Source organism: Bacteroides sp. D22, assembly GCF_000163675.1.
In the GTDB taxonomy this organism is placed as follows: Bacteria; Bacteroidota; Bacteroidia; order Bacteroidales; family Bacteroidaceae; genus Bacteroides; species Bacteroides xylanisolvens.
In genome coordinates this window covers 229,685-238,695 of sequence record NZ_GG774803.1, presented here as the reverse complement: position 1 = coordinate 238,695, position 9,011 = coordinate 229,685, and the positions used below count along the sequence as shown (strand labels likewise).

6 protein-coding genes, 1 tRNA gene and 2 pseudogenes are annotated in these 9,011 nt (G+C 41.9%); 4 read left to right on the top strand and 5 right to left on the bottom strand.

From position 1 onward, the window contains the following. From HMPREF0106_RS14385 to HMPREF0106_RS14405, 5 genes and pseudogenes are all read right to left on the bottom strand, one after another. Window positions 1-219: pseudogene (locus tag HMPREF0106_RS14385) on the bottom strand (DDE transposase); the annotation flags it as partial. Window positions 220-470: 251 nt separating this feature from the next. Continuing rightward, a complete protein-coding gene (locus HMPREF0106_RS14390; protein WP_008021078.1) occupies window positions 471-1,784 on the bottom strand; it encodes a nucleobase:cation symporter-2 family protein in 1,314 nt (437 codons plus the stop codon). A 142-nt stretch (window positions 1,785-1,926) separates the two neighbouring features. Continuing rightward, window positions 1,927-2,634: a DUF5020 family protein gene (locus HMPREF0106_RS14395; protein ID WP_008021077.1), complete on the bottom strand. Its 708-nt coding sequence runs from the start codon at window positions 2,632-2,634 to the stop codon at window positions 1,927-1,929. 73 nt (window positions 2,635-2,707) lie between these two features. Continuing rightward, window positions 2,708-4,303: a SusD/RagB family nutrient-binding outer membrane lipoprotein gene (locus HMPREF0106_RS14400; RefSeq protein WP_009039746.1), complete on the bottom strand. Its 1,596-nt coding sequence runs from the start codon at window positions 4,301-4,303 to the stop codon at window positions 2,708-2,710. Window positions 4,304-4,318: 15 nt separating this feature from the next. After that, a complete protein-coding gene (locus HMPREF0106_RS14405) occupies window positions 4,319-7,450 on the bottom strand; it encodes a SusC/RagA family TonB-linked outer membrane protein (RefSeq protein WP_009039745.1) in 3,132 nt (1,043 codons plus the stop codon). A gap of 108 nt (window positions 7,451-7,558) precedes the next feature. Between HMPREF0106_RS14405 and HMPREF0106_RS14410 the strand changes: the two genes are divergently transcribed. The 4 genes and pseudogenes from HMPREF0106_RS14410 to HMPREF0106_RS27795 form a co-directional block, all read left to right on the top strand. Continuing rightward, complete coding sequence (locus HMPREF0106_RS14410) at window positions 7,559-8,137, top strand: uracil-DNA glycosylase family protein (protein ID WP_008021074.1); 579 nt, start codon at window positions 7,559-7,561, stop codon at window positions 8,135-8,137. Window positions 8,138-8,199: 62 nt separating this feature from the next. Next, window positions 8,200-8,553, top strand: coding sequence for an arsenate reductase family protein (locus HMPREF0106_RS14415; protein ID WP_032851261.1), 354 nt, complete (start codon window positions 8,200-8,202; stop codon window positions 8,551-8,553). Between the two features lie 65 nt (window positions 8,554-8,618). After that, a tRNA-Trp gene (locus tag HMPREF0106_RS14420) sits at window positions 8,619-8,691 on the top strand. Between the two features lie 127 nt (window positions 8,692-8,818). After that, window positions 8,819-9,011 (top strand): annotated as a pseudogene (locus tag HMPREF0106_RS27795) (transposase); the annotation flags it as partial.

The window sequence follows — 9,011 nt, the reverse complement described above, 5'->3', positions numbered from 1 at the left end:
GACCATCAAGGCTATTTTACCTTCGGGAGAAAAATAACTTTTACGCCCAAAAGGAGAGGACTTCAAATGCATTTGTCGGGCCAGTTCCGAGAAAGGGAACAGAGAATGGAGGCGACCTAATTCACTCGTTGCAAAACTTTGACGATATTTTTTAAGCATATCGAACTCGGTAAAACCTAAACAAGGTTCGATTTCTGAGATTTTTTGTATCTTTACCATGTGTTTTTATTTTTAATTACCCCCGTTTTGGCCGTCAAACCGTTTTTTGGGGGGAATGCTTAAAGATACAAAAAAGGCAACTAACTCGCAATGAATTAGTTGCCTTAAATTTTATTATTTTAGGAATATCCCAAAGTATTAAGTAATAAGTATTACCGAAGCTGCTGGATAATACCTGCTATTTGATACTTGTCGATTAATACTTAAACTTGTTGATTGATACTTGTCGGTTAATACTTAATACTTATTCATCATTCTTTTACACGTATTACTATATTTGCAATAATTGCAGTTAGGCCTCCGGTGGTGATCCCTGAAGAGAAGATACTTCGAATTGCTTCCGGGGCTTGTTGTAATACGTCCGGCATTAATTCTACTCCTAGGCCTAAGGAAAGGCTGACTGCTAATACCAGAGTTTCTTTACGGCCTATTTCTTGTGAGGAGATAATACGGATTCCTGCCGCTGCTACTGTACCGAACATTAGTAAGGTTGCACCACCCAATACAGGATCGGGCATTAAGGAGAATACGGCACCTACGATAGGGAATAATCCCAAAAGAACGAGCATTGCTGCGATATAATAACCGACATAGCGGCTGGCTACTCCGGTCAGTTGGATAATACCGTTATTCTGTGCAAAGATGGAGTTGGGGAAAGAGTTGAATATACCAGCGAGGAAGGAGTTGAATCCATCTGCCATTACTCCACCGGAAACTCGTTTCAAATAGGAATCTCCTTCAATGGGAAGTCCGGAAATCATAGAGTTGGCAGTCACGTCACCTGTTGCTTCGATGGCAGTTATCAGGTAGACCAGACCAATGGCTATGAAAGAAGACACATTGAAATCAACACCATATTTAAAAGGTTGGGGAATATTAAAGCTCATCAGCATTTCTACATTCAATGCACTCATATCCACTTTTCCCAAAACAAATGCCAAACCATAACCCAGACAAAGTCCGAGTACAATGGAACTCATGCGCAGGTATTTGTTCCCACAACGGTTGAAAAATAAGACGCTAAGAAGTACCAGTGCTGCAATAGACAGGTTTTCCCAGGTAGCAAACGTACCGTTATCCATAGCTGCATATCCACCTCCGCAAGATACGATACCTACTTTTATCAGGCTCAATCCGATAAGCAGTACGACAATACCGGAAACCAGCGGAGTGATGATATTACGCAAATATTTGAATGTGCGGCTGACAATCATTTCGATAGGTGCGGCAGCCATACAGGAACCGAAAATCAACGGCAATCCGCCTACCATTCCTGTGGCGATGATAGGACCGATAAAAGAAAAACTGGTTCCCTGGATGCAGAGCAGCTTTGCTCCTATCGGACCGAAACGACGGCATTGTATAAAGGTAGATACTCCCGAAGCAAAAAGGGACATGGAAACTAGAAAGCTTGTCTTTTCTACATCCAGTTTCAAGGCACTCGCTATGATAAGCGGCGGTGTGATAATTGCCACGAAAATAGCCAAGAGATGTTGTAAAGCCGCAAACAGGGCGTCTTTAAAAGGGGGACGGTCTTCTACGCCGTAGATTAAATCAGTTTTCATTTAATAGGTTGTTCTATATATTTTGTAAGTTCCACAAAGGGATAAACGGAGATTCCTCTGAAGTTCGGATTCTTTTAGCCTGACTTCTTTTTACTCTATTTCTTTTAACTCGCTTTTTAATCCGTTTTTTGGTTCGATTTTTTTAGTTCAGCGTCCATTTCAGAGCAAGCGTCGGGATCACATAAAAGCCATCGCGACCACCGAAGTTATTGCTCAATTCGACTTCGGAGCCAACGCTTAGATTGAAGTTTTTATTTACTCCCTTGATTTGATTCAGGTTTACCCAAAATTGTGGTTCGGAGAGGAAGATAGTCTTTCCGTAGTTCGTTTCTTCGCGCCACCAGTCGGCAAAGCCGGAGAAAGTGAGCAGGTTACGGCAGAAGTTTACGTACCATGTACCTGTCAACTGGAAGTTGTTGGGTGATGAGTGTTTCTGAATATACTTATACATGGCGGTCAGTGTGAAGCCTTTGGAAAAAGAAGCATTATTAAAGGTATACGTGGCTCCTGCCAGATAAGCATTTTTATAAGACATACCTTTGGATAATCCACCGTTATATTCAAGATGCGCAGAGAAAGGACCTTTCCAGAATTTCACTTCACGGGCTATTTCCCAATAAGCGGCAGCGACACCTTCGGAGGTATAATCCATATCGACAAAGAAATAAGTACTTCCCCAAGTATCAGGATGAAACTTCTCTACTGTGGAAGTTAACAGCGGACGACCTTGCAAATCTTTATCATACAAAGAACGTCCAAAATCATAATGTAACTGGATGTTTTGCGCCTGCAATCCCGGTACGGCAGAGAGCAACATACAAAGGAAAAGAGCAGAGATAATCTGTTTCATAAGTAAATGTGTTTAAATGAAGATGCAAAAATAGTTAAAGCTACACATATAAACACACTACTTTTATCTTTTTTTATTCCAGGTTATTATTTCCCGTGTCCCACCAAAGCCTTGTACCTCCATGATCGTTTCCTCCTAAAGCTTCCACAAGCGCGGAATATTGCTCCGGGGCTTCCGTCTGTAAGGTACCGGGGAAGTTTAGACGGCGCACCATAATCTCCGTGTCGATAGATCCGTTTCTGCTATGGTTGAATCGTACGGGAAATAAACGGGGATACCCTGTTCGTCTTTGTTCTGCCCAGGCTTCGCAACCTTCCGGGAACATAGCAATCCACTTCTGCGTAATGATCTTCTCCAGTTTCGTTTCCTTATCATCCAGCGGATTCCATTTGGGAGAGACTTTACAGCGGGCCTCTATATTATTTTCTTCATCATACGTGTCTATAAAGTCAGAGGCTTTCCGTTCACTTTGCAGATAATCTTCTACACCATAGATTCCCCATTGATGGAAAGAAGTAGTTACACCGTTCTGATAACAGGTTTCTTCATCTTCATCCGTCCACCCGCGCAATGCAGCTTCGGCACGCAGAAACCAAACTTCCGAAGCAGTCATCAGAGGCGCATCGGTGCTTTGCTTGACAAACAGCTTCGACAATCCGGAATAATGACTATGAGCAAAACATGTCCCTTGACGAATTCCACGATATTGTCCTTTCAGGGTTTCATCCGTACAGTGTTCGAAATAAATTCCAAGACGGGGATCATTATATCCGGCCAAGATTGATTCCATATTAGCACTCATGTAAGTTTCATTCCACACACGGTTAAGTTCTCCCAATGGATTGGTATATCCGGATTTGGTAGAAACGACTGCACCGCCTGTTTCCGCTTCAAAGAAGCCGTAATCGTTTTCTTTTATTTTCTGTATTTCAGCACGTGCCTTATCGGGGGCAACAGAGGCAATACGCATAGCCAGACGCAAACGCAACGAATTGGCAAACTTTACCCAGGAAGGGTATTTACCATCCAACAAAATATCAAAACGTGCAAATCCATTGAATTCCGGTTTCTCCTCTATATAACCGGTGAGGGCAACCACGGCAGAATCGAGTTCATTGAAAAACTCATAATAAACATCTTTTTGTTTATCAGGACGGTAGTGCTTTTCCGCATTCGCAAAATTCTTATAAATGATGGGACCATAATAATCCGTCACACGATGCATTGCTTCCACCTTTAATATTTTCGTGATCCCGAACAAAGCAGGATGTGTATTCCGGGTAGCATTCTCCGATTGGTATATCTGCGGGAAAATATAAGAATACATATGCGTCCACATGGCGCTGTTCCAACCATCCTGCATATTATAGTCGGAATTATGCGAACCTCCGTTCAAGGGTTTGCCGTCATGCATATATCCACCGAACATATCTGCGTTCAGATTCTGTATCAGCTGGAAAGGCCAGTTCTTCCCTTTTCCGAAATCATAATTAAAATAAATACCCTGCTGAATAATACCCAAACGGATTCCATAACCATTGTCGTCAATAATCAGGTCATCATCCGTGATACCGGACAAGTCGGTATTGTAATCACGGAAATTACCGGTACATGCTACAGAAAAGAGCAGTAAGCCCAACAAGTATAGATATACATATTTTCTCTTCATTTCTCTCTCCTACCTTTAAAATTCACATTTCAGAGTAAAGCCCAAACTACGGGTTGTAGGCATGCCGAATACTTCAATCCCTTGGTTATCATTTCCGGTGGAAAGTACCAAATCCGGATCAAAAGGAGCTTTCTTATATAAGAAACATAGATTGCGGGCCACAAACGAAAGCTGCACATCTTTCAGAACCTTCGTTTTCTGTATCCACTTCTTTGAGAAATTATAGCTCAACGATACTTCGCGCAACCGTAAATTAGTGGCATCATACATATAATACTCTGTCACTCCGGCACGCCCGCCCACTACATTTTTATAGAATCCTTTCACATTATCGATCTGCTGACCTTCAAGCATCACATATCCCCTATCACGTGCATCAGCCGTAATTTCCGATACGCCATAGAGATCCATTTCCGCTTGTGTTTGCGAAAGGACTTTTCCTCCGTAACGCCAGTCAAGCAGGAAATAAAGGCTGAATCCTTTGTAAGAGAATGTGTGGTCCCATCCCATCATAAAGACAGGGTTGGCATTTCCTACTTTCACCGTATTTCCGTCACCTTCCACCAATGGAAGTCCTTTGTAATCTCCTTCTGTTTCATAAACAATGTTTCCTGCGGCATCACGTACAAAAGCTTTACCGTAGATATCACCAATAGAACCACCTTTCACCAGTTTCATTGCATAACTGGAAGAAAAGCTCGTAGGTCCGTAGACTAATTCTTTCAACTCGTCGTGCAGCTTCACGATCTTATTCTTGTTGGTAGAGAAGTTGATGGAAGTTTTCCAGGTGAAATCAGAAGTCAGTATCGGAGTTCCGTTCAGTGTCACTTCCCATCCTTGGTTTTGGATATTTCCGGCATTCACATACCGGTAAGCAAACTTGTCACCTGCAAGAGCAGGAAGTTTGAAGAACTGGTTATAAGTATTGGTACGATAATAGGTCAGATTGATTCCTAACCGATGTTGGAAGAATCTCCATTCCGTTCCGAATTCCATGGCATGAGTCATTTCCGGCTCCATATCTTTGAAAGGAGCTGCATCATTTGCCTGTATCTCGCCACCGGCACCGATATGAGAAGTGGAATTAGTGACAAATACAGGAATATCGTTCCCCACTTTACTATAGGCACCACGCAGTTTCGCAAAAGAAATCCATTCGGGCAGCTTCACCCATTTATCAAGCAATATGGAAAGACCGACAGAAGGATAAGCAAATCCCGCTTTCTCATGTTCAGTATAAGCCAAGGTTGATGCCCAGTCATTACGAGCTGTCAAATCAAGAAATAATTTTTCCTTGTAGCCAATCTGTGCTGTACCGAAAATAGATTGCAACTGACGATGCTCATCTATTTTCTGGTCAATACTAGCAGAACTGTTCATGATGATATTGGCAATATTAAATACATTAGCAAACTTCAGAGAAGCATTCTTGGAATCATAACGAGTCGAGTTTCTGATTCGGTCATTTATACTACCGCCAATAGCCGCATCCAGTGTAAAATCTCCCCAGGTTTTCTTAAACATCGCCATGACATCACCATACATCTGCGTTTCCTGATAATCCATTTCAATATATCGACCGTTCGCTCCACACAGGGCAGTAGCGGTAGACGCATAGAATTTCTGACGCAACTTGTCAGCCCAGTAGTCCATGTTGCCACGAGCTTGAATCGTCAACCAATCATTTATCTTAAAGTTTGCCGAAAGGGAAAGGATAATGCGCGTACGCGTTTCTTTACTTTGTATACGGTTCACTATCCAATATGGATTCTGTTCGAAGTCTTCGGTAAATGTATGCCAGTTTTGCACATTCAAATTCCGTTCTTCGTCATAGGTTTCAAAATGGTCTTTATAATAAGACAGATTCTCACCACGAGGAAAACGATAAAGCCCTACCAACGGATTCATATAAAAGCCTCCCGATACCGGCTTATTCTCAACAGTCTGTTTCATTACATTCACATTACCATCCAGTTTCAGACGTTTGTTGAACATGGTAGCTGTTTCGCGTAGGTTTATATTATGTTTCTTCAGCTTGTTTTTATCCATAATCCCCTTTCCGGTGGTGTTGGCATAGGAGAAATAAGTTTGTAGAGTTTCATTTCCATAGCTGACGGACACAGAAGTCATTGAGGTCAATCCAGTACGGAAAAAATCATTCAGGTTATCATGAGCTGTCAGATTCTCTTTCTCACCCCAGCTGTCTACCACATCACTGACACCATAACGATCCTGCATTTTAGGCAGGCTGAATGCTTTCTCGAAAGTTAGTCCTGTAGAGAAATTAATATTCCTTTGCCCGACAGAATTTCCTTTTTTAGTAGTGATAAGAATGACCCCGTTAGCAGCCATGCTACCATATAAAGCTGCTGCTGGAGCACCTTTCAAGATACTGATGCTTTCCACATCTTCCGGGTTCAGGTTAGAAATTCCATCTCCTCCATCACGGTTGCCGGCATTCGCCGTACCTCCAATTGCCGAATAAGCCTGCTCGGAAGAGGTATTCGACATCGGCACTCCGTCTATCACATACAGCGGTTGATTATCACCGGACACCGAACGGATTCCCCGGAGACTGACTTTGGCAGACCCTCCCATACCGGAAGAGTTTTTATTGATTTGTACACCGGCCGCTTTTCCTGCCAGGGCAATAATCATATTTATTTCTTTTATACGATTTAGTTCCTCACCTTTGATTTTCTGCGCAGAATAAGCCAGTGTAGCTTCATCCTTTTCAATTCCCAAGGCTGTTACGATGACATGATCAAGCATCACCGCGTCTTCCTGAAGGCGTATTTCAAGCATAGTCCGACCTGTCACATTGACTTCTAAAGTCTTGTAACCTACAAAAGAAACCTGCAAGACAGCACTATCCGGAACAGATAAAAAGAATCGTCCATCAATATCGGTCACAGTACCATTGGCTCCCCCTTTTTCTCGTATTGTAGCACCGATTAGTGGTTCACCATAGACATCAATAACACGCCCTCTCACGGTATAATTGTCAGAAGGAGTTTCTATCGTCCCTCTTAACAGTTGTTGCTCTGAAGCATAACAATTCCCACCCTTCAGGAAAAATAAGCTCATTAAGAAACAACTTACTAAAATTTCTTTTTTCAATGATATAATAAGATACTGTTTGTTCATCACACCGCAAAAATAACTAAATATTTTAAATCTAGCATTTTTTCTCATTGATTTTGAGGGAAATAAACATTATCACTATTTTTGTACGAAATTAAAATGAACGATAACATGGAAATCGAAACACATCCGCTAGAACCATTTCTCCCAGCGAAATCAAAATTGCTTATGCTGGGCAGTTTCCCGCCACAGAAAAAAAGATGGTCGATGGATTTTTATTATCCAAACCTAAACAATGACATGTGGCGTATATATGGAATCTTATTCTTTAATGATAAGAATCACTTTCTGAATTCAACACTAAAATCGTTTTGTCGTGAGCAAATCATAGATTTTTTGAACGAAAAGGGAATTGCCCTGTTTGATACCGCTTCATCCATCCGCCGGTTGCAGGATAACGCATCGGATAAGTTTCTCGAAGTAGTGGAGGCTACCGATGTAGCAGCATTGCTGCGACAACTTCCCGAATGCAAAGCCATCGTCACTACGGGACAAAAAGCAACGGACACTCTCCGGCAGCAATTCGAAATAGAAGAGCCGAAAGTAGGCGATTACTCCGAGTTCGTTTTTGAAGGACGCGCCATGCGGCTTTACCGGATGCCTTCATCATCAAGAGCATATCCACTAGCGTTGGACAAGAAAGCAGCCGCTTACCGGATTATGTTTCAGGATTTGCAGATATTGAAGTGAGGTTTAAGTGGTAAGTATTAAGTGTTAAGTATTACATAGTATGAATTAAATTATAAATGAATATGGCAACATTATTTTTGCAGTACCCGGCATGCAGCACATGCCAGAAAGCCAAGAAATGGTTAACAGAAAATAACATTGAGTTTACAAACCGATTAATTGTAGAAGAAAATCCTACGGTTGAAGAATTAAAAGCATGGATTCCGCGCAGCGGTTTACCGGTGAAGAAATTCTTCAACACGAGCGGATTAGTATATAAAGAGCTGAAACTAAGCGAGAAGCTGCCTGCTATGAGTGAGGAAGAACAGATAGCACTATTGGCTACGAACGGTAAATTGGTGAAACGCCCATTGGTAGTGACAGACAGCCTCGTTCTGGTCGGTTTTAAACCCGATGAGTGGGAAAAATTAAAATAATTCAAAACTTATTTACCCGAATGTTTGGAGATTCAGAAGTTTCTACTACCTTTGCAGCCGCAAACACGGGAGTAGCTCAGTTGGTAGAGCACCGGTCTCCAAAACCGGGTGTCGGGAGTTCGAGCCTCTCCTCCCGTGCAGAGTTAAATAGCTGTAAACGATAAGTTTATGGCTATTTTTCATTTTAGGTCAGACGAATTTCGGACGAAATTAAGGCTCAGTCTGAAACCTTGGGGGATTGCGTTAAAATTCTTATTTTTGCATCATGAAAACATCCTCTTCCCAAACGATTGATCCTGTTGCTTCTTTAAGCTTGTTCTTGCCTTCAGGAATCCTTGATTACTTTACCCTAGTCAATCATGTTTCTCAGGATACTTGCTTTATTCTTTATTTAGAGGAGAAAGCCACTATTCCTGCTGAGTACTCTGATCTCCATCTTCACTCAAAAGGTTTCCTCC